The sequence below is a fragment of the Pectobacterium polonicum genome (assembly GCF_005497185.1).
In the GTDB taxonomy this organism is placed as follows: Bacteria; Pseudomonadota; Gammaproteobacteria; order Enterobacterales; family Enterobacteriaceae; genus Pectobacterium; species Pectobacterium polonicum.
This window is the reverse complement of the sequence record NZ_RJTN01000007.1, coordinates 38,502-63,144: the sequence shown is the minus strand read 5'-3', so window position 1 is coordinate 63,144 and position 24,643 is coordinate 38,502. Positions and strand designations below refer to the sequence as shown.

Sequence of the window (24,643 nt, the reverse complement as noted above, 5' to 3'; positions counted from 1 at the left end):
TCGATAAAAAAGCACTAGACAGCCAGTCGCTAAGTCCGTAATATCCCGTCCCGCAACGGCGCTAAGCGCCCGTAGCTCAGCTGGATAGAGCGCTGCCCTCCGGAGGCAGAGGTCTCAGGTTCGAATCCTGTCGGGCGCACCATTATATTGTGTAAACGAGTATGTTGTGTGCAAGAGCTGCGGTGGTACACTTTTCTTCGTAAAGAAAGTATCCCGTAAAAAGGAAGTACCACGTAATAAGATGTAACGTGTGGTGATGGTGGCTATAGCTCAGTTGGTAGAGCCCTGGATTGTGATTCCAGTTGTCGTGGGTTCGAGTCCCATTAGCCACCCCAGATTTAGCAGTAAATTAGCGATTTTTCGTTAATAAAATAGTTTGTGAGTTATGCGAAGGTGGCGGAATTGGTAGACGCGCTAGCTTCAGGTGTTAGTGTTCTTACGGACGTGAGGGTTCAAGTCCCTCTCTTCGCACCACACAAACGAGAACATCAGTGATGTTCAAAAAAGCAGTAAATTCGGCGAGTAGCGCAGCTTGGTAGCGCAACTGGTTTGGGACCAGTGGGTCGGAGGTTCGAATCCTCTCTCGCCGACCAATTATAAGAAAAAGCACATCGAAAGATGTGCTTTTTTTTCGTCTGCAATTTACCTTCTCTGGCGAAAGCCTTGCCAGATTTATCAACCCGACAAGGCGTTGTGGTTCCCTGCGATATAGCGTGCTACAGCGCGTAATGCACTGGCGCTAGCGCGCTGCTATCGATACTTTCTCGCATTGATTCCAGCGTGGTATCAAAAGGACATAGCGTGCCTTGTTCTGTCTGCTGGCAGCCCTGAGACGTAAACTCTTCTTTCAGTAATGGCTGTTGCTCGCCTAGCGGCGTCAGTGAACGAATCTGATCCAACGACTGCGTCTGGAAATAGATACGCAAAAAACGCTGCTGCGTCGTGATATCGTGCCAGCGTTCGAATACCAGACTGCCCGCGGGCGGAATGTTATCGGCGGTATCGCCGGGTAGCTGCCAGTGAAACTGCAACAGTGTACGCAGATACGCGATATTGGTGTCGTGAGCGACATACAGCAAGTAAGGGACGGCTGGGGGCTCGCCTTGTGTGGTGTCCTGTTTTGCCGATGTCCCTTGCGCCAGTGCCTGTGCGATTTGCTGCATCAATAGCGAACCGCCGCGCTGTGCAATGTAGGGAACATCATTGGTGACGTCGTATTTAGCCGTCATCGGGGCCATCAACGGGGTGAGATCCTGCGTGCTGCGGGCATGGCCGAAGGCAACCTGTGCCAGCGGCAGGTTTTCGCTATATTCCAGCAGGAAAACCTCGCTCATATTCGCCAGCGTATTTAGGCCGCTGATAGACGTCGAACCGTCTTTATCCTGTTTGAGCGCCCACGGTTTATCAAACACCGGGCAGGGTTTGTCTGCTGCGCATACGGCCTGCTGCAACAGTTCGATACTGGGCTGAAGACGTTGATAGGCGCTATCCACGTCGCCTCCCATCGCTTTTAACACCTCGGCCTTTGCCCGTTCGGGGTCAAGTGTGCCAATTCCCATTTTATCCCCATGGAACAGCGGATCGTGCTTTTCATCCTCAACGGCATGTGTGGCAATGCCGCAGCCGGGGAACATGCCGTCCATATAGGCCTGTGCGGTTGCGCGAGTGCGTTGTAATGGGCTGGCAAGCACATAAATCTGCTGCTCTACTGGGCAACCCGAAGCGAACAGATGCTGCTGACGATAATATTCGCCCTCATAGCGACCTTTTAGCACGGTGGCGGCATAGCCATGTCCGGTTAACTCGCCATCCCTTGTTACCCACTGCGGCCATTGTCGTGCCGTGCCGGATTCTAACGCGGTCGTGTTGGATTCGGTCGGTGGGCGAACGCCATGGCGGCTGACTTCAACCACCTTCTCCAACTGGTAGCGATCCTGAGCCTGAGTAGAGAACGTTAAAATAATAGAGATGATAATCAATAAAATACGGATCGTTCGCGATGCGTGGTGGGAAAGCATGATAATCCTTCGTCAGCAGTGATACGAGCAAGGGATTTCATTGTAGAGAAGGGAAAGTGACAAGCAGGTTTCTCAGTCCAAGAGAGAGTGTTAGCGAACATTTCCAGATGCATACTTTGCAATCAAACTTTTTGATCTAAGATAGATCCGAAAGGTATAAAGCGCATAATTTCCGCATGTTATATTTTTAAAAATTAAAAAGACGACATAAAACCCCGCCTGATAAATCCAACACTAACGAGTTAATTATGGCATCACATCTTATTGATTTTCTTCTTATAGGGAATAATTTTGGCACGCCTGAAATGCGCGGCGTTTGGTCTGAGCATAACCGCCTGACTAAACAGGTCGAAGTAGAAGTGGCCCTGGCGCTTGCCGAGGGGGAACTGGGTGTCATTCCGCTGGATGCGGCAAAAACCATTGCAGAAAACGCTGACGCAAGCGCGCTTAACGTTGAAGAGATTGCAAAAGATGCCGCGCGCATGAAGCACTCTCTGATGCCGACGATTGCCGCGATCCAGAAACAGTGTGGCGCTGCGGGTGAGTTTATTCACTACGGCGTGACCACGCAGGACATCGTTGATACCGCGACAGTGTTACAGCTGAAACAATCTTTTGATATTGTCGTCAGAGATACACAATTGCTGGCCGTTGAACTGAAACGTCTGGCGAAGAAATATCAACATACGCTGATGGCAGGCCGTACCCACGGTATGCAGGCGTTACCCACCACATTTGGCTTCAAACTGGCCGTCTGGCTGGATGAGTTTATCCGTCACCTTGAGCGTCTGGGTGAAATCAAAGAGCGTGTTTTGGTCGGTAACATCAATGGTGCCATCTGCACCTATGCCTCTTTTGGCGAACAAGGGCCGGAAATCGAGCGTCTGACGCTGGATAAACTGGGGCTGAATACGCCGAATATCGGCTGGCAGTCTGCCCGCGATCGCTTCTCCGAATATGCCTCCGTTACGGTGCTGATCAGCGGTACGCTGGGCAAAATCGGCAACGAACTGTATAACCTGATGCGCACCGAGATTAACGAAATTGAAGAACCGTTCTCTGAAGGGAAGATCGGTTCTACCACGATGCCGCATAAACGTAACCCCGCCGCGCTGGAAGGGTTGGCGAGCCTGACTGCACCGCTGTTTAAGAGTGCTGCCCTGATCCACGAATCCATGAAAGTTGAACATGAGCGTGATGCGATGAGCTGGCGTGCGGAGTGGATCGCTCTGCCGGAAATCAACATCTATCTGTCTGCTCAGCTTCAGAATGCGCTTGGCATCCTGCGTGGCATGTCTGTTAACGAGAAGCAGATGCTGGCTAATCTCGATCTGCAAAATGGCCTGCTGTTATCCGAGAAAGTGATGTTCGAGATTGGCAAACGCCTCGGTAAGCAGACTGCTCACCATTTGGTTTACGAATGCTCTATGCAGGCATTCGAGCAGAATCAGTCTTTTAAATCGGTACTGCTGGCCCATCCGGTGCTTTCCGAACAGGTGACCGCCGCCGATCTGGACGAATGGCTGAATCCGGCGAACTACGTCGGCAGCGCGCCGCAGAAGGTCGATGATGTGATTCGCTATGCGGATAACTCCGGCCTGTTACCCGTATAAGGTGAAACCATGAGTATCGTATTTCGCCAGGCTACGCTTGCGGATGATGAAACTTTTTTGGCGCTGGCGCTGGCGGCGTTTGAGCCGATTCGTCAGCTCGGTATCAATTTTTCCGCCGCCCATGCGGATATCGATATGGTGCGCACGCATATCGCCTCACACGGCGTTTATGTGATGGAAAAAGGCGGAGAGATGGTGTCGTCATTCACCATCCGCTATCCGTGGGGGCCGGAGCCTGGCCCGTTCGGTTTACCGCATCTGGGCTGGTTTGCGACGCACCCTGGCTATAAAAAACAGGGGTTGGGTAAGCAAATGATGAACTGGCTGGAAGAAGAGATTCTGATTAACCAGCTCAAAGCCCCTGCGGTGTCGTTGGGTACTGCGCAAAACCACCCGTGGCTGATTGAGATGTACAGAAATTATGGTTTCAAGGAAGTCGGGCAGACGAATCTGGGAAAAGGACATCTGACAATCTGGATGGAAAAAATCCTTGATAACCAATTATATGACCAGTGGAAAGATAAAAACTCAAAAAGAGAGGCAGTAAAATGATGAAAAAAGTAACGTTGTCTGTTCTGGCGCTGACGACCGCCTTTCTTGTTGCCGGCTGTGATTCTGGGAAGAGCGGCACCGAGCAGGAAAAAGTATTGAAAGTGGGTTCAACAGGTCAGAGTTATCCAAGTGGTTTTAAGCAAGATAACAAGCTGGTTGGGTTTGACGTTGAAGTCACAGAAGCCATTGCTAACGACCTGCACTACAAAGTTGAGTGGGTTACCGCTGATTTCAGTGGCCTGATGGGGCAATTGGAAGCGAAAAAGCTGGATACCGTGGCAAACGTGGTAGCAATTACCCCTGCGCGTCAGGAAAAATACAATTTCGCCCAGCCTTACAGCTTCTACGGCAGCCAGATTGTGACGCACAAAGACAACGCGGACATTAATTCACTCGCCGACCTGAAAGGGAAGACGGTTGCTGGGGTTCTGGGTTCTAATCACGTTAACAACCTGAAAAAAGCCTTTGCCGATGGCAGCGTAAACATCCGTACCTATGAAACGCGTGATGGCGCGATGAACGATGCACTGTCCAAACGTGTTGAAGGCTACGTGAATTCACGTCCGATCCTGTTGGCGGAAATCAATAAGCGTAACCTGCCGTTCAAACTGGTTGGCGAACCGCTGGTGATTGAAGAAGTCAGCTTCCCGTTCCATAAGGACGAGAAAGGCGATGCGCTGCGTAAACAGTTCGATGCACAATTGACGAAAATGCGTGAAGATGGACGTCTGAAATCTATCTCCGAAAAATATTTTGGCGAAGACATCACGGTATCACCGGCTAAATAACCTCGCGTTGTCATCTCGGCTGAGTCGTCATCTCGCTTGATGACTCGTTATGTAGCCAGATGATTTGTTATATAGCCAATAGTCATAACCCTGTTCCACCGGCGCAGTATGGCCGGTGGAAGCATTAATGGTATTACTTATGAATATCGATCTTGCCTACCTGTTAAAGGTCTTTCCCCAGGTATTAATGTATTTGCCAACCACGCTGTTCCTTGCCGTGGTGTCGATGTTTTTTGCTATGGTTCTCGGCCTTATCCTGGCGTTAGTCCGTGAAAGCAAGATCGTCGCGGTAGTAAAAATCGTCGAGCTGTATATTTCGCTGTTTCGCGGTATTCCATCGTTGGTTCAGCTGTTTATTATCTATTTCGGCCTGCCGCAGCTATTCCCCGGCTTATCCAATCTGGATGCGATGACGGCCGCGATTATCGGCTTCAGCCTGAAAACCTCCGCTTACATGGCCGAGATTTTCCGTGCGGGTCTGGCCTCGGTGGATTTCGGCCAGACGGAAGCGGGTCTATCCATTGGCATGAGTAAAGCGCAGGTCTATCGCCGTATTGTGTTGCCTCAGGCGATGTTGAATGCGCTGCCAGCGACGGGGAACACCTTCATTTCCCTGATTAAGGATACCTCGGTGGCCTTCGCGCTGGGCGTCTCCGAACTGTTCGCGGAAGGCAAGATGATTGCCGCTGAATCTCTGCGTTTCTTTGAGACCTTCCTGGTCGTGGGTCTGATTTACTGGATGGTGATTGTTGTTTACGCCTGGCTGCAAAAACAGCTGGAGAAGAAACTGAATCACTCGCTACAGCGATAAGGGGCTGACATGATCAGTGTAAAGAATCTTTCTAAACGCTTTGGCGATCAGGTGGTGTTGGACAACATTAGCCTCGATATCGCGAAAGGCGAAGTCGTGGCGATTATCGGCCCCTCCGGCTCGGGTAAATCCACGCTGCTACGCTGTCTGAACCTGCTGGAAACGCCGGAGTCAGGCACGATCAAAATTGGCGACCAAACGCTGGATACGCATCGTTACTCCTCCAAGGAGGCTTACGCACTGCGCCGTCAGACGGCGATGGTGTTCCAGAGTTATAACCTGTTTAAGAACAAGACGGCGCTGGAGAATGTAACGGAAGCGCTGATTGTCGTGAAAAAAATGCCGAAGAAGCAGGCGGATGAAATTGGTCTGGCTTTGCTGGAGCAGGTCGGCCTGCTCCCGCAGGCGGCGCAGTATCCGGTGACGTTGTCCGGTGGGCAGCAGCAGCGCGTGAGTATTGCACGTGCGCTGGCGGTCGATCCGAAAGCCATTTTGTTTGATGAACCGACCTCGGCGCTGGACCCAGAAAGGGTACACGAAGTGCTTCAGGTGATTCAGAAGCTGGCGAAAAACGACACCACGATGGTGATCGTTACCCATGAAATGCAGTTTGCGAAAGAAGTGGCCGACCGGGTGATCTTCATGGCGGATGGTCACATCGTTGAGGAAGGCCCGGCAGAGCAGGTGATTAGCTTCTCGGACAACCCGCAAACCCAGCGTTTCCTGCGTCAGTTGACCAAGCTGCCTGAGCCGCTTGAATACGATATTTAACGCACACGTAGACACACCTGCACGCCTGAACAAGGCCGCCCTGCCAGACAGGGCACGATAATGTGGAGCAAGAATTGATGAGAACAGCACCTCAGCACGAGCCTCTGGCTCAGTTTATTCAGGCATTTCGCCACGATTTACACCGCAACCCTGAACTGTCGAATCAGGAGTTCGAAACCACGAAGAAGATTCGCGCGGTACTGGAAAAAGAAGGGATTCGCGTTCTCGATCTGCCGTTGAAAACCGGTCTGGTCGCAGAAGTCGGTGGTCTACAGGAAGGCCCATTGGTCGTGGTGCGTTCGGACATCGACGCCCTGCCGATTGAAGAAGAGTCTGGCGTAGAATTTACGTCGCTTAACAAAGGCGTGATGCACGCCTGCGGCCATGATTTTCACTCTTCCGCAGCGCTGGGTGCGGCGATTCTGCTGAAGAAAATTGAGCCTGAGCTGAAAGGCACGGTGCGAATTTTGTTTCAGGCTGCTGAAGAAACAGGATTGGGCGCGCCGGAAGTCATCGCTGTTGGCGCATTGGACAATGCGGTAGCGATTTTTGGTATTCACAACGATCCAACGCTGCCGGTTGGCGTCATCGGTGGGAAAGACGGTGCACTGACGGCGGGCGTTGACCGCTTTGAGATCAAGATCGCAGCGAAAGGCTGTCACGCCGCGAAGCCGCATGAAGGCAACGATCCGATTATCATTCTGGGTCAGCTGATTTCTGCTGTACAGACCATTATCAGCCGCACAGTATCGTCCGACAATAACGCGGTGGTGTCGATTACGCAGGTACATAGCGGCAGCACCTGGAACGTTATCCCCGACACGGCCTATGTTGAAGGCACGGTCAGAACGTTCAATCAGGCCGCGCGTGATTTAATTGAACAGCGTTTTCGTCAGATCGTTGCGGGTATCGCCAGCACCTTTGGCGCGGAAATTGAGTTCCTGTGGCACGCAGGGCCGCCCTCGGTGATTAATACGCCAGAGTGGGTTGAGTTTGCGCTGAATGTGGCGAGTGACGAAGGGTTTGAAGCGCGTCGCGTGGAAGCCAGCCCGATTGGTGAAGATTTTGCGTTCTATCAGCAGAAATTGCCGGGTACGTTCATGATGGTTGGCTCCGGCGGACCGTATGCGCTGCATCACCCGAAATTCCGCGTTGACGACCGCGCGCTGTTCCCGACGGCACACTATCTGTATCAGGTGGCGAAGCAGAGTTTAGAACAGCTGTCTTCCCGCTAATCCACGGTTAAGCCATGCTATCCGCGTCGATTCCTCGGCGCGGATATTTTTTGCCTACTAATGGCTCAGAATCTGATCCAGGAATTGGCGTGTACGCGGGTGTGATGGCGTGTTGAAGAAATCTTGCGGTGGGGCGGATTCCACAATGCTACCGTCGGCCATCAGAATGACCTTATCGGCTACCGTCTTGGCAAAACCCATCTCATGGGTGACGACGATCATCGTCATGCCGGATTCTGCCAGATCGAGCATCACATCCAACACTTCTTTAATCATCTCCGGGTCCAGCGCAGACGTGGGCTCATCAAACAGCATGATTTCCGGCTGCATACACAGCGCCCTGGCAATCGCCACGCGCTGCTGCTGGCCGCCAGAGAGCTGTAGCGGGAATTTGTGCGCCTGATTGGCAATATGCACCTTCTCCAGATAGTGCATCGCTAAATCGATGGCTTCTTGCTTTTTACGCTGTTTGACCAGCGTTGGACCGATCGTCAGGTTATCCAGCACGCTTAGGTGGGGAAACAGGTTGAACTGCTGGAACAGCATACCGATACCGGAACGTATACGGTTGATGTTCTTGATGTTGTCGTTAACTTCGATGCCATTCACGCGGATATGGCCGTCGTGGTGTTCTTCCAGTCGGTTAATACAGCGGATGAGTGTGGATTTACCAGAGCCGGAGGGGCCGCAAATCACCACGCGTTCGCCTTTCTGCACGTTAAGCGTCACGTTATTCAACGCCTGAAACGCACCATACCATTTGCTGACAGCGTCGATCTCAATGATGACGTTGTTGTCTGTAACAACATTCTTTGTAACTAAGGTGTCTGGAACGAAAGTGTCTGCGGCTAAGCTCATGATAACAAAGCTCCTGTCTGTATTTTCATCAACGGCTGTCGCTTAACCGTGATACATTTCTGGGTTACGGCTGGCGTCAATGCGTTTTTCTACCCACAGCGCGTAGCGTGAGAGCAAAAAGCCAAACAGCAGATAGATAGCCGAGATAAAAATATAGGTTTCAATGTAATAGCGCCGCCATAGTGGGTCCTGCATCACTGAACTGGTGGCGGTGAGAATGTCGAACAGCCCAATAATGATGACGAACGAGGTATTCTTCATGGCGGCGATAATATGGTTGGTCATGGCGGGCAGGCAGATACGCAGCGCCTGCGGCAGGATGATTTTGGTCGTGGTGTGCCAATAGCTGAGATTGAGCGCCATCGCTGCTTCATATTGCCCACGCGGAACGGACTGTAAACCGCCACGAATCACCTCGGCCTGATAGCAGGCGAAAAACAGCGCGATGCCGATGATGATGCGCAGCAGCTTGTTGATTTCCATGCCTGCGGGCAGGAACAGCGGGAAGACATTAACGGCGACGAACAGAATTGTGATGAGCGGCACACCGCGCAGACCCTCGATAAAAATAACCGACAAACCGCGTAGAAAAGGCAGTGGCGATCGCCGCCCCAACGCCAGCAAAACCGAAACTGGCATACCGATGACAACCGTGCCGCTAAACAGCAGAATCGTCAGCGGTAAACCGCCCCATTCGCTGGAAGGTACATGAGATAAGCCAAACACGCCGCCGGACATCAGGATGGCGATGGCGACCACTGCGACAGTCCACAGCGGTAAGAGGACGCGTGAATGCCAGAAGCGCGGCATCAGCGACAGGCCAAGCGCCAGAAACCAGATTCCCATCGCCAACACCAGACGCCAGTGTTCATCGTAAGGATAAAGGCCAAACAGGATGGGGCGATGTTTTTCCACGATCACTGCCCAGCAGGCGCCAGCGGCCACACGACAAACGTCTGGGTCAGCGGTGTACCACACGGCATCGAGAATGCCCCAGTGCAGCAGTTTATTGCCGACGTTCCACATCAACACCACTAGCAGCAGTGTGAGTACGGTTTGCGGCACGCTGCTGAACAGGTGGCGACGTAGCCACAATAGCGTCGTGCGCAAGCGGCTGGGAACAGCGGAGAGTGACAGTGTCGGAAATAACATACGGTGCTCCTCAGCGCTCTTTGATGGCGACGACGCGGTTAAACAGATTCATCAGCAGCGATGTCACGATGCTGACCGTCAGGTAAACCACCATCATGATGGCAATCACTTCGAGTGCTTGACCGGTCTGGTTCATCAGCGTGTTGCTGATATTCGCCAGCTCCGGGTAACCGACCACGACCGCGATCGAGCTGTTTTTTGACAGGCTGACATATTGACTGGTCAACGGCGGAACGATGACGCGCATAGCCTGTGGAATGATGATGTGGCGCATCATATGCCAGGGTGAAAAAGACAGCGCGCGTGCCGCTTCCAACTGGCCTTTGGGGATAGACTGAATCCCTGCCCGCACGATTTCTGCGATAAACGCAGAGGAATAGAGCGCAATGCCGAGCAGCAGCGCGGTAAATTCGGGGCTGATGGTAAAGCCGCCGCGGAAGTTAAAGCCGCGCAGGATCGGGCGATCAAGCTCTGCCGGTGCGCCAGAAAGCCACCAAACCAGCAGCGGTAACCCGATGATCGCGGCCAGCGTCAGGCGACCTGTCGGCAGTGCGCGGCCTCGACTTTCCCGAACATAGCGCGCTACGCGGGTCAGGATCAGACTAATCAGGACGGCGGCGAGTAGCGCGATCCCCGTCCACAGCCAGCCGTGATGCGCAGCGGGGACGGAAAAAGACAGGCCGCGATTGGTCAGAAATCCCAGGCTACCAAGCTCGATGGCGTCGCGTGGCGAGGGCAAATTACGGATCACCACCGACCAGAAAATCACCTGCAAGATCACCGGAATATTGCGCATCAGCTCGATGTAGCCCCCGGCGAGTCGCGCCAGCAGCCAGTTACGGGAAACGCGGGCGATGCCGACGGAGAAACCGAGCAGCGTAGCGAGTACGATGCCGCATAGCGTGACGTACAGGGTATTGAGTAACCCGACGCCAAGCGCGCGCAGGTAGCTGTCGCGTGGGGTAAACGCGATGAGTTTTTCACCAATCTCAAACTGTGCGGTGTGATCAAGAAAACCGAAGCCAGTGGCAATGTTTTGTGAACGCAGGTTTTCGACCACATTGGCGTATAGCCAGTAGCTGAAAGCGACAATCAGGAAGCCGAGCAGGCACTGATAAATCCAGGCACGCAGCGCTTTGCTGTCAAACGCATTCAACAGACGGTGCGAATAAGATAGCGTTCCCGGCCACGGTGGTGCAGAGGCTGATGACAGCGTCTTGTTTGGTGATTTCATTACCGGCGGTCTTTTCTTCTGGTCAGTACCGCTGCTCAACATGCGACCTGATAGCGGTAGGGCGTGAATGCGATGGCATGGCATCAGCTCAGAGATTTCCGGGCTGATGCCGATGGTTTAGTGAATTAACGAATGGGCAGGCCGTAGAGCAGACCACCTTTCGTCCAGAGATTATTCAGGTCGCGTTCCAGTGGTGCCGGGGTGTCTGGCCCGAAATGACGGTTATAAATATCGCCGTAATTCCCCACCTGTTTAATCAGGTTGTAAGCCCACTGATTACTCAGTCCCAGTTTCTGACCATAATCACCGGTGACTCCGAGCAGCGCCTGTTCGTCCGGGTCTGTTGATTTGAGCTTGCTGTCCACGTTCTTTTGGCCAATGTCCATCTCTTCCGCATTGAACGTGGCGTAAACCACCCACTTCACGATGTCGTACCACTGGTCGTCACCCTGACGAACTGCCATTGCCAGCGGTTCCTTTGAATAAATCCCCGGCAAAATCACGTGGTCAGCGGGTTTTTCCGCATCAAAGGTACGCACGCCAGGCAAAGCTACTTTGTCACGGGCAATGACGTCGCAGCGCCCAGACAGATAGGCCGCGACATACTCTTTATTGTTCTCTATAACCACTGGGGTGTAGTGCAAATTGCGCGACGCAAAAATCTGCGCGACGTTGCGCTCGGTGCTGCTGCCCGGCGTGATGCAGACGGTCGCGCCGTCCAGATCTTCTACCTTCTTCACATTGGCGCTGGCTCGTACCATAAAACCCGTTCCGGTGTAGAAAGTCGGGGGGGCGAAGTTCAGCCCCAGTGAGGTGTCACGAGATAAATCGGCGGTAATATTGCGTGACAGCACGTCAACTTCACCCGACTGAATTGCCGGGAAGCGTTGCGCGGTAGATAGGGCGGCAAAACGTACTTTGTTTGCATCACCAAAAATAGCGGCGGCTAACGCGCGGCAGTAATCGACGTCCAGCCCGGTCCATTGTCCTTTACTATCAATCGCGGAAAAGCCGTGACGTGCCGGGTGCACGCCGCAAACCAGCTCGCCGCGTGCCTTGATCTTTTTGAGTGTCTCGCCGTTTCCTGTGTCAGCGGCGTTAGCGTGTGTGACGGGCAGCAGAAGCCCCCCTAAAGTCAGCGCTGTGGCAGTCGTCAACGAGAGTAGTTTTCTCAGCATAAGTATCCTCAGAATGGTCGGTGTTGTTGTATACCCGTCAGATTTCAAGCTGCCTGCAACTCGAATTACCCAGGGGTTAATTTGTTGTAATTGACTGTTTTTATTGTGATGCGTTCTTTTGTATACAAATGTTCTCAATGTTGTCCGCAAATGGCAAATAGCATATTTCTCTATCTAAAGCTGAATAATGGATATAGCTATTTCGGGGATGATTCGAAGGAGAAAAGCGAGCGGTGCCTTGCGCGATAAGCAAGGCACAGAGGGGTTAACGGGCGATCAATCCTTGTATGCCTTGCCACATGAGCTGCGCACTGAGGATCAGCATGGTAAGGCGAAAAGTCGTGCGGAAGAGTTTTTCGGGCAAATTATCCAGCAGGCGCGTACCCAACCAGGTTCCCAATACACCGCTAACAATCATCGCAGCCAGCATCGGCAGCCAGTCGTGATAGGCAAATCCCATCATTCCGAATGCCAATATCTTTAGGCCGTGTTGTAACACCATGCAGAGCGCATGCGTGGCGATAAGCGGCTTTTTAGTCACCCCTTGTGAACTGATCAACCCGGCGACCATTGGGCCTGTTGCGCCGACGACCATCGTGCCAAGGCTGGTGAGTGCGCCGCCCAGAATAAAGAACCCTCGATTCACCTGTTTTGGTGCGGTGCGTTTACGGAAAATCGACCACAGAATGAAACTGGCCAACGCGATTTTTGCCACACTATCTGGGAGCCAAACGGCGACGGGGGCACCCAGTGCGATACCAATGACGCTGCCGATAAAAAACCACAGTGCCAGCGGCCAGACGATATACAGACGCTGGATCAGGCTGCGGCTCAGGTTAGAGCCAAGCTGAACAATACCGTGAACTGGCAGTAGGCTGCTGACCGGCATACCCAGCCCCATGATGGCAAGCAGCGTGACGCCACCACCCAGCCCCAGCGCTGCCGTTATCGCCGATGTCAGAAAACTGCAAAAAATCAGCACGCCAGCAAAGAGTGGAGAAATGTCGGGTGGAACAAGATGTAACATGGTGGAACCCATCGCGTGGTAGAACAAATGATCATGCCTGATGCGATCAATGCGTATCAAGCATCCTTTCCGCCGTTAACGATAATCGTCGCGTAGCAGTCGTTGATACAATGCCAGCGCCTCAGCCTGCGGCAAAGCCTGACTCGCGCAGTCGATAAACTTCTCCTCAATCAGATTGTCCGGCAACGGATTCTCCGCGCTGGAGCCTCGTGCGCCCGCTACACGGCGATGATAGGTATGTCCGTTGTGCGTCACCAGCGTGATGTGTGCCGTATGCGTGGTGCTTTCGTCATGGCAGATCAGCTCAACGCGTGCCATCAGCGATTGTGTCGTGGGATCGTGTAGCGCTGCCTCGTCAATAAAATCCTCCAGTGTCAGCTTCCCTTGTATCCAGGCGCGAGCGATGCAGTAGTGCAGACTGAATTTCCCTGCCAGCGGCGTATCCGGTGCGGGAATGTTGATGTGCGGGAAGCGAATTGGGTGGATAGCAATCTGAATCCGCTCCAGCGATTCGGGAGCAAGCCGGGTTTCCTCACGCAGCGCCAGCAGCCCATCCAGCGGTGCCAGAATGGCGTAGCAGCAAGGGAAATACTTAAAATTATTCCCTTTTACGAGGTCGAGAATATGGGACGGAGCAGACCAGGGCTCGGTTAACGGCGTGGTGTCATAGTTCTCATTAGTACGGTTGTAAACGTTGAAATAGCCGTGGTGATGTTCAAACGCGGTATCACCCGCACTGTACCCCTGACGCGCTAATAGTACCGCCATGATGGCATTACGGTTGGCATGACCGACCGCCAGTGATTTCGTCTGGCTACCAAAGTTGGATTTGATGCCGGAGGCCAATGATGTGGTAATGGCAAAGGCCGTTGCTGTCTCCTCTTCGCTAAGTTTCAGCAAGACTGCGCAGGCAGCGACGCCCGCGAAGATGCCGACAGAGGTTGTTGGGTGCCAGCCGTTGCGATATTGAAAAGGGCTGACGGCTTTGCCCATGCGTACCGCAGTTTCATAGCCGCACAGGTAGGCGTGCAGGATGGCTTCGCCATCGATTTCCTGCTCGTCAGCCAATGCCAGCAGCGCGGGAAGTACGGCGACGGAAATATGCCCGTGTAGCCAGGAGTTGGAATCGTCGAAATCAAGTAAATGTGCGGATGTGCCGTTCAGCAACGCGGCGTCCAGCGCATTGAGTTTGAGGTCGGTGCCGAAAATGCGGCTCTTTCCCACGGCGGCGGAGGGAACGATCACCGCCCTGAGTTTTTGTGCGCCGTCCTGAATTCCCCCGGCGAGCGTGACGCCCAGCGTGTCAATGACGGCAGTGCGGGCGTGTGCCAATACGTCGGCAGGAAACGTCTGGCGAGAGAATGCCAGCAGATTATGGGCAAGCTGACGGGCAATGGTCATGAAAGTATCCTGTCGTTATCGTGAGATTTTTATGTCGAATGGTTTATACCGAATTGCTTATGTCTAACGACAGCGCGTTAGCCCGCCAGCAGCTCAGTAAGCGTTGCGAGCGAACCCGGCTGCTCAAAGTGGAAAGCAGCCTGATAGAGCCGATCGCTACGGGCTTCCCCTAATACGGGGAGGGTCAGCGCGTCAAATTTGGCACGCAGCTCGGTGTCGGTCAGCGGGTTTTGCGGGTGGCCGCGATACACGTCGGTTTCCGCATGCAAGATTTCGCCGTCTTCCAGTTCGATATCGATAAACGCAGAGCTGGCCGATTGCCCCTCTACCGTGTCGATCTGCAAGCGCGACAGCAGTTGGCGAGGTGCCGGATCGTCAACGGTCTGCTGCGTGAAGTCTGTATCGGTGAGGCGGTAGCCGCTCAACGCCAGTGCAATACAGTGCGGAATGCTGAATTTGCTCTCCAACGGCGTTTGCGGGTTGGCGATCCCTGCGTTCACCATTCCCATCGGGTGGACGTTGGCATGAATACGGGCGATAGCACGGCCTTTCAACTGCGGGTAGAGCTTCAGCGCCGTTTCGATGGACGCGTGGGTGCCCCGACAGCTGGCATACAGCTTGTAGCCGTTACCTAATAGCTCCCAGCTGTCGCCAAAATCGAGCGGTGGAATGACGGCACTACCGTCTTGTACAAAGGTTTTCACCCAGCCATCGGTTTCATAAAAGTGATGGGCGGCGATAAAGCCTTCATCTGCTAGTTCCGCTGCCGTAATGCCGTCCATTGCGGCTTTGCCTGCATGGAACGGTTTGCCGTGCGTGCCGGATGATTTCTGTAATCCTCCCATCATGGTTGCGGCTGCACCCAGTGCATTGGCAATGGCGTTGGGCTCAAGATGCAGAATGGAAGCGGCGACGGCGGCTGCCCCTGCACGCCCGACAATTGACGTCGGATGAAAACCTCGACGTTGCAGGCTGCGGCCTACGCCGGGCACCCAACCGCCTCCCAATCTGGCCATGACTTCAAATCCGGTGATGAAAGCGATAAGCGTGGTGCGTTCATCTGCACCGTAGTGTTGCGCCATGGCCAGAGCTGTAGACCAGCAAGGGCCGCTAGGATGCCCCGCACCAGCCGGATGGGTATCGTCATAATCAGCGGCATGAGAAAGTGTGCCGTTGATCAGTGCGGCCAGCGCGGGTGTGGTTTTCGTGCCGAGGATGACTTGCGCATGGCCCTGGGCCTGCCAGCGTTGTGCCACGCGCTGAACCGCGCTCGCTGCGTTGTCTCCTACCGCACCAATAGCGACGCCCAGGTAGTCAACGAGCGCTCGCTTAGCCTCATGCCAGACGGCATCGGGGATTGTCATCGAGGGTGCGGTGTGAATAAACTGGCTGAGCGCGTTGCCGCGAGGAAGCGTCGGCGTAACTGACATCGTGGGGCTCCTTAAGCAAAAACGCGATGACATTGCCAGTACCGCCGAACAAGTCTTGGGATTCGCGTTTTGTCTTGTTGAATGCATTTGTATACAGTGTGTGACGAAAGCATATTCAATCGCTCATTCAGTGACAAAGACGCTTTTTCGCTAAGCTAAGCACAAAATATGCGATACGACTGCTTGATAAAGGCAGGGCGTCGGGCAAACTTGAATTTTTCTCAATACATGACGATCCGTGGCGCAGCGAGAACTGGCGAGCTGCCATAAAGACCAGGCATTTTACCTATCTGTACGTAGCCTCGTACTGACCGTCATACCACATATCAAGGGATTATGAACTTAATACTTAACGACAAAGAGCTGGCGTTGTCGCCGTTCGAGATACTGATTAGCGCGATTGAGAAGGGCGAACTACTGCCTGGTGAACGTTTACAGGAAACTCGGTTGGCGCAGCAATTTGGGCTCAGCCGCACGCCGATTCGTGAGGCGTTGCACCGGCTTGAAGCGCTGGGATTGGTGGAACCGGGTCCTCAGCGCGGGTTAATGATTGCGCAGATCAGCTATGAGCGGCTGCGTCAGCTTTTCGCCGTGCGTGAAGGGTTGGAAAGATTGGCGATGGAACTGGCCGTGGCGTCTGCTTCAACGGAAGAGCTGGAGCTGTTGCAGGATATGGTTGAAGTGGAGAAAACGCTCACAGACAGCCGGCAGTTGCACGATCACAACCGCCTTTTTCATCGGCAGATTTATCGAGCGACCCACAATCCCTATCTGAACGAAATGCTGGAAAACCTGCGTATTCATCTGTCGCTATTGCGTGGAACCACTTATGAATCGATGGCGCGTACCGCAGAGGCGCGGCGTGAACATCAGGCGATTGTGGAAGCGTTAGTACGGCGTGATAAGGAGGCGGCACAAGAGGCAGCCTGCCAGCATATTCGTAATGGCTATCGAGCACGGTTAAGCATGTTGAATCAGCAGCTTTGACAGGACTGTCGGAAAAACACGACACGTGGGGTGATCTGGTGTCGCAAAAAAGAGACATTTAATTTATTGATTAATAATGATTAATATTTTATTTGATAAATTCGTCTCTGAATGGAGACAGTTTTTGTGAGTTCGATCTCGTTTTTACCCCCTAGGGTGTTTTTGCTTTTATCGCAGTGAATAAATAAAAATAGTATTTATTATTAGCTGGTTATCACGAATTTATGGATCGATAGCAATAAAATTATGCATGTTGGCATAATTTGTGCTTAAATAAGCGGGTAGATGCTCATTCCACCTTCTATGCTTGCTTCGGCTTCATAATCCTGGGAATGACGCAGAGCCAATTTGAGGTGCCTATCGTCCAACTCCAGATGAAGATGCAAATCTCCATCGGGCTTTCCGGACATAACGTTGAGTGAGGCACCATACTGTTGTCTGACAGACCTGATATTTTCAACGCTTACCGTTTATCGGTAAGCGTTTTTTTTCGTCTGGTGAAAATGCTCGGTCATATAGCCAATGCTAGAAATATAAAAAGTCATAAGGCTCCAGAAAGGAGCCTTATGAAGGGGATAACCGAGTGATTAGTTAGCGGGCTGCTGTAGCGTGAGTAACAGCCCTTCACGCCGCATTTGTGCCGCTTCATCTGGCAGACGCAACCGATCGAGTGCGTCTGCACGCCAGGCATAATCATAAGCATCCGGGCGTAACTCTAGTGCGGTGCGGAAGGCATCGCTGGCCTGCTGCCATTCGCCGTGTTTCATCAGCAATTGGCCTAATGTGCTGTTTAACAGCGGTGTTGCACCTTGCTGCTTGATGTACTGGTGTAGCATTTTTTCCAGCTGCTCTGGATTTCCCGCTTTGAGGCGAGGCATCAGCAGGATCAAACGTTCGTCATACTGACGTTTGAGCCCATCGAGAATGATCTTCTGGGCAGTATCATGATCGTCACACTCGATCAAATGCTCAGCCATCGCGATCTGAAGTGGGATCTCGTGACGTACTTTGCGGCTCTGATTATTCCACCATGATTTCAGCCCTTCGCTGCCACCATCCGCCATCGCCTGGTTCATCAAGCCGATATAGGCCTGCTGTTGCAGATCCAGCAAACGCGCTTCAGGGTACAGATTGGTCTTGCGCATCGCAGGCAGAATATCCAGCAGTGCGCCATAGGCGTGAGTGCGTAGGAAAGCCTGTTCCGCTAAACGCAACACTTCAGGGTGACGAGGGGCGACTTCCAGCAATTTGTCCACGCCGTGACGTGCAGCATGATCTTCATTACGCGCTAGCTGAATACGCACGCGCGTAATATCTACCGGAAGCTGATCGGTATCTGCCACTTCGGCGGCACGCTCCAGGTATTGCTTGGTGCGGAATTCGTCACCGCGCTGCTGTGCAGCTTCGGCTGCCAGCAGGTAGTTAACCACGGGCTGCTCGGCATGGTCTGCGTTGCGAGTTAGCAGCTTTTCTACCTGTAAATAATCCCCCTCGGCCAGCTTGAGCAGCGCGGCTTTGGTTTGTTTTCTGGCACGGCTGCGTTTGCGACCGAGGAACCAGCCGCGTGTGCGGGAGCCGGTGCGAAAGAGCCGACGCAGCAGCCACTCTACCGCCAGAAAGGCGAGGAAAAATAGCACCAGCATGATAACCAGAGCGGTCACGCTGGTTTGAATGTCATAGTCCTCCGTCTGAATCAGGACGTAGCCTTGGTGACCTGCGACGATCGGGCCGATCACAACGCCAGCGATCAGGATCAGGAACAGCAATAAGACCTTCAGCATGTTCACTCTCCCTGCTGTGTGGCTGGCGCCTGAGCCAGTAGGTTACGGACGCGCGTTTGCATCAATTTTTCCAACAGCGCCTGACTTTGTAACTCGGCTGGGACATCCAGTGAAACCGACTGCTGGCTTAAGGCATCGAGCTGATCCAAAAATGCCTGCGTCGTGGGGTCGGTGGTATCGAAGTAGGCACGAACCCAGGTTGCGGCCGTTTCCAGTGACTGTTTGTACACTTCGTTCTGGTGACGAGGAATGGCCTGTGCGGCAACCAACAGGCGTGAACGGATATTCTCACGCAGATACACATCCTGATTCGGTGCCAGCAGGGGTTCTGCGGCGCTGTCACGGCGGCGAATGGTGATGAAATCAGCCATGAAATTGTGCCAGCTTTTGCTCAGATTCTGGCGCCACTCGCTCAATGACGCGGACAGCTCCGTGCTGTTAGCGTCCATCGGCGCTTCATCGGTGTTGTTGTCGGCGAGCTGCAAGTTGTCCAATTGGTCGGTGAGCTGGTTCACTTTCAGAATGATGCCATCAAAATCAACCTGGCTCACGCCAGCCAGCGCGCCGATATCGTTGGTCAACGCGCGACGAATGTCTATCAGGCTAGGATCGTTCATTTCTGCCAGACTGGCATCCGCGCTTTTCAACAATGCGCCTGCGGTGGTGACATCTTTGTCGCTCCACAGCTTACGTCCCGCCAGTTTTACCAGAAAATCTGCCTGAGCGATCAGCCAGGTATTGGTGTCATGACTGGAAAGCGCCGCCAGCTTATCGCGTAGCTCGTCTGATTGACGCGTTAGCGCCTCGAGACGCTGTGTGGCGGTGTCTTGCGCTTTACTTTGCTGCTGTTGAGCGTCCAGCCACTGCTGCTGTTCCTGCTTATGCTGCTGTTGCAATGCGTTCAGCTGTGATTCCAGACGTTGAAGCGAGGCCGTTTCTCTCTGTGCCTGCTGGTGGCCGTGATAATACAAGCCAGCGCCTATTGCCAGCGCAATCACGATGGCGATCGCCCCGAGTACGGCACCACTGCGCTTGGGCTGTGGTACGGGATCTTGCTGCTGATGAGCGGGTTCAACCCGTTCAGCAACCTCGTCGGATGGAGCTGTGGGGGTATTGTGTTCCGTCATAATGGTACATCCCATGATCAGGTTTATTGTAGTGCGCGCACGAGCGCATCGTTATCGGCGTTATCGGCCACCCGGATATCATGCCAGCCGAGCTGACGCGCCTGTTCTGCCAGTCGTTCGCTGACGACGATCAACTGGCAGCCAAGTAACCAGGAAGCCCGATAGTAATCAGGTACTAAAGTATAGATCCGTTGTAGCATTTCTCCGCTGGTAATCACCAGTTTGTCGATGCCTATTTGCTGCCAGTGGCGGCTTTGTTCCAAGCCATCATAGTGAACATCTCTACGCTGATAGCATTCACAGTAGGTGACCTGTGCGCCCCGCTCAGTTAACGTTTCGCCCAATAATTCCCTTCCGCCATTGCCGCGCAGTAAGAGCGCGCGTTTCCCTGCAACATCTTGCAACTCAGGGAGTTGCAAGAGCGTTTCGCTGGTTTCACGTTCAGGTGGATAGGTAACAGGGTGTGCGCTGATTTTATGCAGCGCCAAGGCCGTGGTTCGGCCAATGGCATAATAAGCGAGATGGGCAGGCCAGCTTATGCCCGTGCGTGCCAGCATGGGATCGGCGTAATGAATCGCGTGTTGTGAGAGTGCAAACACCAGATCGTCGGCGTGTAGGGCTTGTAATTGTGTGGGTAGGCCAGCGAGTTCTCGTCCAGGCGAAAACTCGATCAGCGGGCTGTGCCAGGCGTGATAGCCGAGCTTTCTTAAACGGGTCACCAGTTGTTCGCCAGCGGGTGACGGACGGGTAACCAGAATTGTCATGATGAACGTGACCCTTGATAAACGGCTTGAAGGATGGCGCTGGCCCCTTTCGCTAACAGCTCTTCAGCCAAGGCAATGCCGATTTTTTCAGCATCGACGACGTTTCCTTTACGTTCACCGACAATCATCTGGCTGCCATCCGGTGCACCAACCAGCGCACGCAACCACAGCGTATTGCCTTCCAGTTCGGCGTAGCTGCCAATCGGCACCTGACAGCCGCCTTCAAGGCGCACATTCATCGCGCGTTCAGCCAGTACGCGTGCGGCGGTATCGGGGTGATTGAGTGGGGCAAGGAGCTGGCGAATGCGGTCGTCATCCAAACGGCATTCGATGCCGATAGCGCCTTGTCCTACGGCAGGCAGAGACTCTTCCGGGCTTAAGGCACTGCGGATGCGTTCTTCAAGGCCGAGGCGTTTCAGACCCGCGACGGCAAGAATAATGGCGTCATACTCGCCGTTGTCCAGTTTTGACAGACGCGTGCCGACATTGCCGCGCAAATCACGAATCACCAGATCGGGGCGTCGGGCGCGCAGCTGGCACTGACGGCGCAGGCTGGAGGTGCCGACACAACTGCCTTCCGGTAACTGTTCGAGGCTGTCGTAATGATTGGAAACAAAAGCGTCGCGCGGGTCATCGCGTTCGCAAATGGTAGTCAGGCCAAGGCCATCTGGGAATTCGACAGGGACATCTTTCATGGAGTGGACGGCAATATCGGCGCGCCCTTCAATCAGCGCTAATTCCAGTTCTTTAACAAACAATCCCTTACCGCCGACCTTTGCCAGTGGCGTATCGAGGATGATGTCGCCGCGGGTTACCATCGGCACCAGCTCCACATGTAAATCCGGGTAGAGGTGGTTCAGACACTGCTGAACATATCGTGCTTGCCACAGGGCGAGCGGGCTTTGTCGGGTGGCAATTCTAATAATATTGGCTAACATGCTTGATACCGTTTTTATCATTTTCCGCCATCGTATCACTGATGGTGCGTTGGTGTCAGGTTGTGGGCATTAGCGGCGCGCCTTTTAAAACGGTCTGAAATTCGGGTGCCGCAAGTCGAGTAAGAAGCCGGGCTGATGCAGTCGGGTAGGGAAATTCGCAATAAAGCAAGATAGATAAGTCTAACTTTCTTTACTTTCTTTACGCCCAATCAGCAAGGTGTTAAATTGATCACGTTTCCAGCAATAATTCGCCAAACATTCTTCTAATTTTATCATTGGCGGGTTTGGAACACGGGGTTTTTCTAGGCACTGGGATAAATCAGGCGAAGCGTCTTGTACTTCTACATCGAGACTTTGAAGCAAAGACTGGATGCGATCAACCAACTGCGTGTTGACCGTGCTCTGGGAGCAATGAAACCCGCTTTTCAGCAGGTTTACAGTCTTCTGCCCATTTTATTACATCATCATCACCCGTTGATGCCCGGCTACCTTGAAGGCAAGGTGCCTCACGGTATCTGCACTCACACGCCCGATGAAAAGCAACAACAGTACCTTGATGGCATCGCGTTGCGTTGGGGTCAGTTTGACAGCTCTCATCCGCAGGGCGAACTGCCGATCACGGGCATCTATTCAATGGGAAGCACCTCGTCTATTGGGCAGAGCTGTAGCTCCGATCTCGATATCTGGGTGTGCCACCAATCCTGGCTGGATAGCGAAGAGCGCCAACTCCTACAGAAAAAATGTACGCTGCTGGAGCAGTGGGCCGCTGCGCAGGGCGCTGAGGTCAGCTTCTTCCTGATGGATGAAAGCCGTTTCCGCCATAATGAAAGCGGTAGCCTGAGCGGTGAAGACTGCGGCACCATGCAACACATCCTGCTACTCGACGAATTTTACCGCACCGCTGTGCGTATGGCGGGTAAACGTATTCTGTGGAATATGGTGCCGGTCGAAGAAGAATCCCACTACGACGATTATGTGCTGTCGCTGTACTCGCAGGGGGCGCTGGCACCGAACGAGTGGATGGATTTAGGCGGACTAAGCACGCTGTCGGCGGAAGAGTATTTTGGTGCGAGCCTTTGGCAGCTCTATAAAAGTATCGATTCCCCGTATAAAGCCGTGCTGAAAACGCTGCTGTTGGAAGCCTATTCCTGGGAATACCCGGATACCAGTCTGCTTTCGACTGAAATTAAAAAACGTCTGCATGATGGTGAGATCGTCTCTTTCGGCCTCGATCCTTACTGCATGATGTTGGATCGCGTGACGCACTATCTGACGGCGATCAACGATCCCACTCGCCTCGATCTGGCACGTCGATGTTTCTACTTAAAAGTGTGTGAAAAGCTCTCCAGAGAAAAAGCCTGCGTTGGCTGGCGTCGCCAGATCCTGAGCCAACTGGTACAAGAGTGGGGCTGGAGTGATGAACATCTGGCGATGTTGGACAACCGCGCTAACTGGAAAATCGAACAGGTACGCGAAGCGCATAACGAGCTGTTGGATGCGATGATGCAGACCTATCGCAACCTGATCCGCTTCGCCCGCCGCAATAATCTGAGCGTCAGCGCGAGCCCGCAGGATATCGGTGTGTTAACCCGTAAACTGTACGCCGCGTTTGAAGCGTTGCCGGGCAAGGTCACTCTGCTGAACCCACAAATTTCGCCCGATTTGTCAGAACCGAATTTAACCTTTATTTATGTTCCGCCGGGTCGTGCGAATCGTTCGGGCTGGTATCTGTATAATCAGGCACCGTCGATGGATGCGATCGTCAGCCATCAGCCGCTGGAATATAACCGCTATCTGAACAAGCTGGTGGCATGGGCCTATTTTAATGGCCTGCTGACGCCGAGCACGCGCCTGTATATTAAAGGCAACGAGCTATGTGACATCACGCGCCTGCAAGCGCTGGTGGACGATGTGGCTGGTCATTTCCCGCTGCGTCTGCCTGCACCCACGCCGAAAGCGCTGTACAGCCCGTGTGAAATTCGTCATTTGGCGATTATCGTTAATCTGGAACACGATCCGACCGCGGCTTTCCGTAATCAGGTCGTGCATTTCGATTTCCGTCATCTGGATGTGTTCAGCTTCGGCCAGCAGCAGCAGTGTCTGGTTGGCAGCATCGATCTGTTGTATCGCAACTCATGGAATGAAGTCCGTACCCTGCATTTCAGCGGCGAGCAGGCGGTGTTGGAAGCGCTAAAAACCATTCTGGGCAAAATGCATCAGGATGCCGCGCTGCCGGAATCGCTGGAAGTGTTCTGCTACAGCCAGCACCTGCGCGGGCTGATTCGTACCCGCGTGCAGCAGTTGGTGTCCGAATGCATTGAGCTGCGCCTGACCAGTACGCGTCAGCAGGAGCCAGGGCGTTTCAAAGCGGTGAAAGTCGCGGGTCAAACCTGGGGGCTGTTCTTTGAGCGGCTGAGTGTCTCGGTGCAGAAGCTGGAAAATGCGGTCGAGTTTTATGGCGCGATTTCTAACAATAAGCTGCAAGGCCAGCCGGTTCAGGTTGAAACCAACCATGTGCATTTACCGCCGGTGGTTGATGGTGTCGCCAGCGAAGGGATCATCCAGTTCTTCTTTGAAGATCTGACAGAAAATCAGGGCTTTAATATCTATATTCTGGATGAGTCGAACCGCGTTGAGGTGTATCACCACTGTGAAGGCAGTAAAGAAGAGCTGGTGCGTGATGTCAGCCGCTTCTATTCGTCTTCACACGATCGCTTTACCTACGGTTCCAGCTTTATCAATTTTAACCTGCCGCAATTCTACCAAATCGTACAGCTCGACGGCCGCACGCAGGTCATCCCGTTCCGCAGCAGTGCACTTTCTCATCTGTGCATTACGCCGGTGGTGGATGATGAAGCGATGACGATGAAGCAGCGGCTACAGATTTTATAACCACTCCATACCCTAAATAATTCGAGTTTCAGGACAAAAACGGCAAGGCGTTTTTGAACAGCGCTTGCGCTGACCCCGAAGGGGTG

20 protein-coding genes and 4 tRNA genes are annotated in these 24,643 nt (G+C 53.3%); 12 read left to right on the top strand and 12 right to left on the bottom strand.

The annotated features are described in order from the left end of the window. Positions 1–65: 65 nt before the first annotated feature. The 4 genes from EDI29_RS09905 (at position 66) to EDI29_RS09890 (ending at position 593) form a co-directional block, all read left to right on the top strand. Positions 66–142: transfer RNA gene (locus tag EDI29_RS09905), tRNA-Arg, on the top strand. A gap of 117 nt (positions 143–259) precedes the next feature. After that, positions 260–335, top strand: a tRNA-His gene (locus EDI29_RS09900). Between the two features lie 52 nt (positions 336–387). Beyond that, positions 388–474: transfer RNA gene (locus EDI29_RS09895), tRNA-Leu, on the top strand. A gap of 42 nt (positions 475–516) precedes the next feature. Further along, positions 517–593: transfer RNA gene (locus EDI29_RS09890), tRNA-Pro, on the top strand. A 123-nt stretch (positions 594–716) separates the two neighbouring features. Here the strand turns inward: EDI29_RS09890 and EDI29_RS09885 are convergent. Further along, positions 717–2,018 (bottom strand): histidine-type phosphatase, encoded by a 1,302-nt coding sequence (locus EDI29_RS09885; RefSeq protein ID WP_137740762.1) that lies wholly within the window; start codon positions 2,016–2,018, stop codon positions 717–719. Between the two features lie 248 nt (positions 2,019–2,266). On the opposite strand from EDI29_RS09885, the gene purB reads away from it, so the two are divergent. From purB to EDI29_RS09855, 6 genes are all read left to right on the top strand, one after another. Beyond that, complete coding sequence (gene purB, locus EDI29_RS09880; protein ID WP_040034422.1) at positions 2,267–3,631, top strand: adenylosuccinate lyase; 1,365 nt, start codon at positions 2,267–2,269, stop codon at positions 3,629–3,631. Positions 3,632–3,640: 9 nt separating this feature from the next. Next, complete coding sequence (locus EDI29_RS09875) at positions 3,641–4,183, top strand: GNAT family N-acetyltransferase (RefSeq protein ID WP_137740761.1); 543 nt, start codon at positions 3,641–3,643, stop codon at positions 4,181–4,183. Next, on the top strand, positions 4,180–4,971 hold the full coding sequence (locus EDI29_RS09870) for an amino acid ABC transporter substrate-binding protein (protein ID WP_137740760.1): 792 nt from the start codon (positions 4,180–4,182) through the stop codon (positions 4,969–4,971). The genes EDI29_RS09875 and EDI29_RS09870 overlap by 4 nt, the downstream gene beginning before the upstream one ends. A gap of 139 nt (positions 4,972–5,110) precedes the next feature. Further along, complete coding sequence (locus EDI29_RS09865; RefSeq protein WP_137740831.1) at positions 5,111–5,782, top strand: amino acid ABC transporter permease; 672 nt, start codon at positions 5,111–5,113, stop codon at positions 5,780–5,782. 9 nt (positions 5,783–5,791) lie between these two features. Continuing rightward, positions 5,792–6,553: an amino acid ABC transporter ATP-binding protein gene (locus tag EDI29_RS09860; protein WP_107168957.1), complete on the top strand. Its 762-nt coding sequence runs from the start codon at positions 5,792–5,794 to the stop codon at positions 6,551–6,553. A gap of 77 nt (positions 6,554–6,630) precedes the next feature. Beyond that, positions 6,631–7,788 (top strand): M20 peptidase aminoacylase family protein, encoded by a 1,158-nt coding sequence (locus EDI29_RS09855; RefSeq protein WP_137740759.1) that lies wholly within the window; start codon positions 6,631–6,633, stop codon positions 7,786–7,788. A gap of 57 nt (positions 7,789–7,845) precedes the next feature. Here the strand turns inward: EDI29_RS09855 and EDI29_RS09850 are convergent, their stop codons facing one another. From EDI29_RS09850 to EDI29_RS09820, 7 genes are all read right to left on the bottom strand, one after another. Then, positions 7,846–8,646 carry an amino acid ABC transporter ATP-binding protein gene (locus EDI29_RS09850; RefSeq protein ID WP_137740758.1) on the bottom strand — a complete coding sequence of 267 codons (801 nt, stop codon included), beginning with the start codon at positions 8,644–8,646 and terminating at the stop codon, positions 7,846–7,848. Positions 8,647–8,688: 42 nt separating this feature from the next. After that, positions 8,689–9,798, bottom strand: coding sequence for an amino acid ABC transporter permease (locus tag EDI29_RS09845; RefSeq protein ID WP_137740757.1), 1,110 nt, complete (start codon positions 9,796–9,798; stop codon positions 8,689–8,691). Between the two features lie 10 nt (positions 9,799–9,808). Next, positions 9,809–11,032 (bottom strand): amino acid ABC transporter permease, encoded by a 1,224-nt coding sequence (locus EDI29_RS09840; RefSeq protein WP_137740756.1) that lies wholly within the window; start codon positions 11,030–11,032, stop codon positions 9,809–9,811. 125 nt (positions 11,033–11,157) lie between these two features. Further along, positions 11,158–12,210, bottom strand: coding sequence for an amino acid ABC transporter substrate-binding protein (locus EDI29_RS09835; RefSeq protein ID WP_137740755.1), 1,053 nt, complete (start codon positions 12,208–12,210; stop codon positions 11,158–11,160). A gap of 265 nt (positions 12,211–12,475) precedes the next feature. Further along, on the bottom strand, positions 12,476–13,237 hold the full coding sequence (locus EDI29_RS09830) for a sulfite exporter TauE/SafE family protein (RefSeq protein ID WP_137740754.1): 762 nt from the start codon (positions 13,235–13,237) through the stop codon (positions 12,476–12,478). 75 nt (positions 13,238–13,312) lie between these two features. Further along, positions 13,313–14,638 (bottom strand): MmgE/PrpD family protein, encoded by a 1,326-nt coding sequence (locus EDI29_RS09825; RefSeq protein ID WP_137740753.1) that lies wholly within the window; start codon positions 14,636–14,638, stop codon positions 13,313–13,315. A 77-nt stretch (positions 14,639–14,715) separates the two neighbouring features. Next, positions 14,716–16,068 (bottom strand): MmgE/PrpD family protein, encoded by a 1,353-nt coding sequence (locus EDI29_RS09820; RefSeq protein WP_137740752.1) that lies wholly within the window; start codon positions 16,066–16,068, stop codon positions 14,716–14,718. Positions 16,069–16,404: 336 nt separating this feature from the next. Here EDI29_RS09820 and EDI29_RS09815 point away from each other — a divergent pair, with 336 nt between their 5' ends. Further along, positions 16,405–17,055 (top strand): GntR family transcriptional regulator, encoded by a 651-nt coding sequence (locus EDI29_RS09815; RefSeq protein WP_137740751.1) that lies wholly within the window; start codon positions 16,405–16,407, stop codon positions 17,053–17,055. Positions 17,056–17,642: 587 nt separating this feature from the next. On the opposite strand, the gene hemY is transcribed toward EDI29_RS09815, so the two are convergent. The 4 genes from hemY to hemC are packed head-to-tail and all read right to left on the bottom strand — an operon-like array spanning position 17,643 to position 21,665. Continuing rightward, entirely contained in the window at positions 17,643–18,836 is a 1,194-nt protein-coding gene (hemY, locus tag EDI29_RS09810) for a protoheme IX biogenesis protein HemY (RefSeq protein WP_137740750.1), read from the bottom strand. Between the two features lie 2 nt (positions 18,837–18,838). Then, positions 18,839–19,963 (bottom strand): uroporphyrinogen-III C-methyltransferase, encoded by a 1,125-nt coding sequence (gene hemX, locus EDI29_RS09805; protein WP_137740749.1) that lies wholly within the window; start codon positions 19,961–19,963, stop codon positions 18,839–18,841. Positions 19,964–19,986: 23 nt separating this feature from the next. Further along, entirely contained in the window at positions 19,987–20,727 is a 741-nt protein-coding gene (gene hemD / locus EDI29_RS09800) for a uroporphyrinogen-III synthase (RefSeq protein WP_137740748.1), read from the bottom strand. Further along, the gene (gene hemC, locus EDI29_RS09795; protein ID WP_137740747.1) at positions 20,724–21,665 is read right to left on the bottom strand and encodes a hydroxymethylbilane synthase; all 942 of its coding nucleotides are present in this window, start codon (positions 21,663–21,665) and stop codon (positions 20,724–20,726) included. The genes hemD and hemC overlap by 4 nt, the downstream gene beginning before the upstream one ends. 333 nt (positions 21,666–21,998) lie before the next feature. On the opposite strand from hemC, the gene EDI29_RS09790 reads away from it, so the two are divergent. Then, complete coding sequence (locus EDI29_RS09790) at positions 21,999–24,557, top strand: class I adenylate cyclase (protein WP_137740746.1); 2,559 nt, start codon at positions 21,999–22,001, stop codon at positions 24,555–24,557. Positions 24,558–24,643: the final 86 nt, after the last annotated feature.

What these genes read in the sequence shown, in the direction of transcription:
- EDI29_RS09840 (WP_137740756.1), bottom strand. Translation starts at nt 11,032, where the DNA reads ATGAAATCACCAAACAAGACGCTGTCATCAGCCTCTGCACCACCGTGG.
- hemD (WP_137740748.1), bottom strand. Translation starts at nt 20,727, where the DNA reads ATGACAATTCTGGTTACCCGTCCGTCACCCGCTGGCGAACAACTGGTG.
- hemY (WP_137740750.1), bottom strand. Translation starts at nt 18,836, where the DNA reads ATGCTGAAGGTCTTATTGCTGTTCCTGATCCTGATCGCTGGCGTTGTG.
- EDI29_RS09825 (WP_137740753.1), bottom strand. Translation starts at nt 14,638, where the DNA reads ATGACCATTGCCCGTCAGCTTGCCCATAATCTGCTGGCATTCTCTCGC.
- EDI29_RS09875 (WP_137740761.1), top strand. Translation starts at nt 3,641, where the DNA reads ATGAGTATCGTATTTCGCCAGGCTACGCTTGCGGATGATGAAACTTTT.
- EDI29_RS09815 (WP_137740751.1), top strand. Translation starts at nt 16,405, where the DNA reads ATGAACTTAATACTTAACGACAAAGAGCTGGCGTTGTCGCCGTTCGAG.
- EDI29_RS09865 (WP_137740831.1), top strand. Translation starts at nt 5,111, where the DNA reads ATGAATATCGATCTTGCCTACCTGTTAAAGGTCTTTCCCCAGGTATTA.
- EDI29_RS09845 (WP_137740757.1), bottom strand. Translation starts at nt 9,798, where the DNA reads ATGTTATTTCCGACACTGTCACTCTCCGCTGTTCCCAGCCGCTTGCGC.
- hemC (WP_137740747.1), bottom strand. Translation starts at nt 21,665, where the DNA reads ATGTTAGCCAATATTATTAGAATTGCCACCCGACAAAGCCCGCTCGCC.
- EDI29_RS09835 (WP_137740755.1), bottom strand. Translation starts at nt 12,210, where the DNA reads ATGCTGAGAAAACTACTCTCGTTGACGACTGCCACAGCGCTGACTTTA.
- EDI29_RS09885 (WP_137740762.1), bottom strand. Translation starts at nt 2,018, where the DNA reads ATGCTTTCCCACCACGCATCGCGAACGATCCGTATTTTATTGATTATC.
- EDI29_RS09820 (WP_137740752.1), bottom strand. Translation starts at nt 16,068, where the DNA reads ATGTCAGTTACGCCGACGCTTCCTCGCGGCAACGCGCTCAGCCAGTTT.
- EDI29_RS09870 (WP_137740760.1), top strand. Translation starts at nt 4,180, where the DNA reads ATGATGAAAAAAGTAACGTTGTCTGTTCTGGCGCTGACGACCGCCTTT.
- EDI29_RS09855 (WP_137740759.1), top strand. Translation starts at nt 6,631, where the DNA reads ATGAGAACAGCACCTCAGCACGAGCCTCTGGCTCAGTTTATTCAGGCA.
- hemX (WP_137740749.1), bottom strand. Translation starts at nt 19,963, where the DNA reads ATGACGGAACACAATACCCCCACAGCTCCATCCGACGAGGTTGCTGAA.
- EDI29_RS09860 (WP_107168957.1), top strand. Translation starts at nt 5,792, where the DNA reads ATGATCAGTGTAAAGAATCTTTCTAAACGCTTTGGCGATCAGGTGGTG.
- EDI29_RS09830 (WP_137740754.1), bottom strand. Translation starts at nt 13,237, where the DNA reads ATGTTACATCTTGTTCCACCCGACATTTCTCCACTCTTTGCTGGCGTG.
- purB (WP_040034422.1), top strand. Translation starts at nt 2,267, where the DNA reads ATGGCATCACATCTTATTGATTTTCTTCTTATAGGGAATAATTTTGGC.
- EDI29_RS09850 (WP_137740758.1), bottom strand. Translation starts at nt 8,646, where the DNA reads ATGAGCTTAGCCGCAGACACTTTCGTTCCAGACACCTTAGTTACAAAG.